1 protein-coding gene is annotated in these 2,148 nt (G+C 64.5%); it reads right to left on the bottom strand.

The genetic code is table 11. The features are described 5' to 3' along the window. The coding region (locus HLH29_RS19170) for a TonB-dependent receptor (RefSeq protein ID WP_182968965.1) at positions 1 to 2,148 on the bottom strand (2,148 nt) is incomplete at its 5' end.

Raw genomic sequence — 2,148 nt, 5'->3', positions numbered from 1 at the left:
TCAGAACGTCACGCGCACGCCGCCAAACCCACCGATCGGCGCGGCGGGGCTATAGCTGCGCGGATTGCTCGCCCCCGGCGCCTGCACCAGATAGACCGAGGAGGTCGGCGAGAACGTGCCGAACGTATAATAATGCCGGTCGGTCACGTTCGCGATGCTGCCGAACAGTTGCAGCGAACGCGTCACCTGGACCGAACTGTGCAGGTTCAGCACGAAGAACCCCGGCAGGCGCGGCGTCAGATTGGCTTCGTCGCCAAACAGATACTGGCCGCCCTGCAACAGGAAATCGCCGCCGACGGTCCAGATCGGGGTCACACGCACATCCACCCCGCCGGTCAGCTTGTCCAGCGGAATGCCCGGCAGGCGGTTGCCCCGGCGCACGGTGATGTCGCCGTCATCATCGCCGGCCGGATTGCTGCCCGCATCCTCCACAAAGCCGCTGCGATAGGTCGCGTCGGTATGGGTATAGTTCAGCCACGCCGACCAGCCATCGGCCTGCCAGGCCAGATGCACCTTGCCCCCCTGTCTGCGGGTAGCGCCGATATTGGCAAAAAAAGCACGGTTCAGCGTCTTGCTGTTGATGAAGACGATGTCGTTGTCGGCATCGGTGCGAAACAGCCCCACATCATAGCTCAGCCGGCCGGCAGCGCCGATGGCGAAGCCGCCCCGCAGACCGGCCTCGAACGTATGGGCCCTCACCTGCTTCAGCTCGGGATCGCCGACGAAGAAATTGGCCAGGCTGCACGCATTCTCGGGGCCGGCGCAGGACAGCTCGGCAGGTGTCGGCGCGCGGTTCGTCTCGGAATAGCCGCCATAGAGCGTGGTCCATTTCGTCAGGCGATAACGCAGCCCACCCCCGGGGTTGATCGCCGAATAGGCATGGCGCCCGCTCAGATCCCCGCCATTCTGATCAGCCAGATTGATCTGCGCGAAATTATAGCGCATCGAGCCGGTCAGCGAGAGGCGCTGCGTCAGGTCGATCGTATCGGTCGCGAACACGCCGACATAGGCATCATGCACCCGCACCCGTACCGGCACCGTCGCACCCGGTTCGTCGATCACATAGCCGGGGCCGTAATAGTCACGCGTCACCGGGGTCAAGCCGCCCAGCAGGGCGGAGCCGGTGAACATCGTCTGCGCGCCGTCGAAACTGACGCCCGCCACCTCGTGATTGCGCAGGCCGAACACCGAATGCGTTTCGGTCTGCTGCACCGACACCCCATAACCATTGGTATTGGTCGTCTGCAGATCCAGCTCGGAATACGGACCGCCATTCAGGAAATCCGGAATCGTCGCTCCGCCCCGCGTGGTCGAGGGGTCGCCATGGCCGGTACACATCAGGCCCGATCCATCATCGCACGGCGCATCGTTGGGCGCATTGCCGTTGATCACGCGCTGCTGGAAATAATCGTAATGCACCTGCCCCTGCACCGACAGCGTGTCGGTAAAGCCGTGCCGGCCGTTCAGCGCAAACTGGATGAATCTGTTCGCCATCTGGTTCGGCGCGGTAAACTGCGCCCTGGGGTCGGCGCGCAGCAATTCCACCGGCGCGGTTCCCGGCCCGTTCAGCACCGAATTGGCCAGGTCGAGGCTGCCATGCACGTCCGTCGCCTGCCCCTTCCAGCCAAGGTCCGCATACAGGCTCTGGATGTCGGTACTTTGCAGGTCCCGCCAGCCCTCCTCATGCACCTCCCGGCCGGCGACATAAAAACCCCAATCGCCCCGGCGCGCGGCATAATCGCCCTGGGCCACGATGCGTCCGAACGAACCGCCGGACAGATCGGCCTCGCCGCCGGCGGCGGTATTGAATGCGTTCTTCATCCGCACATTCAGCGCACCGCCCAGCGCGTTCAGGCCGAAGACAGGGTTCGGCCCCTCCACCGCCACCCGCTCGATCGCCAGATCCGGGATCAGGTCCCAGTTCACCGTGTCGCCAAAGGCCTGGTTGAAGCGCACACCATCAAGATAGACCGCAACACCCTGCGACGTGCCCTGCAACGGCGACGCCTGGAAGCCGTTCATGACGATGGTGGGCTGATACGGATTCCCCGCCGGCGCATTGAGGCTGACACCCGCCAGACGGCTGTCCAGCGCATGCAGCATGTCGGCGGTGCCGGTCCCTTGCAGGTCATGCGCGGTCAGGATGGC

Origin of the sequence: Gluconacetobacter tumulicola (genome assembly GCF_014174215.1) — a bacterium.
Classification (GTDB): domain Bacteria; phylum Pseudomonadota; class Alphaproteobacteria; order Acetobacterales; family Acetobacteraceae; genus Gluconacetobacter; species Gluconacetobacter tumulicola.
Note: the sequence above shows the minus strand (reverse complement) of the source record. Positions and strands in the feature narration are given on the sequence as shown.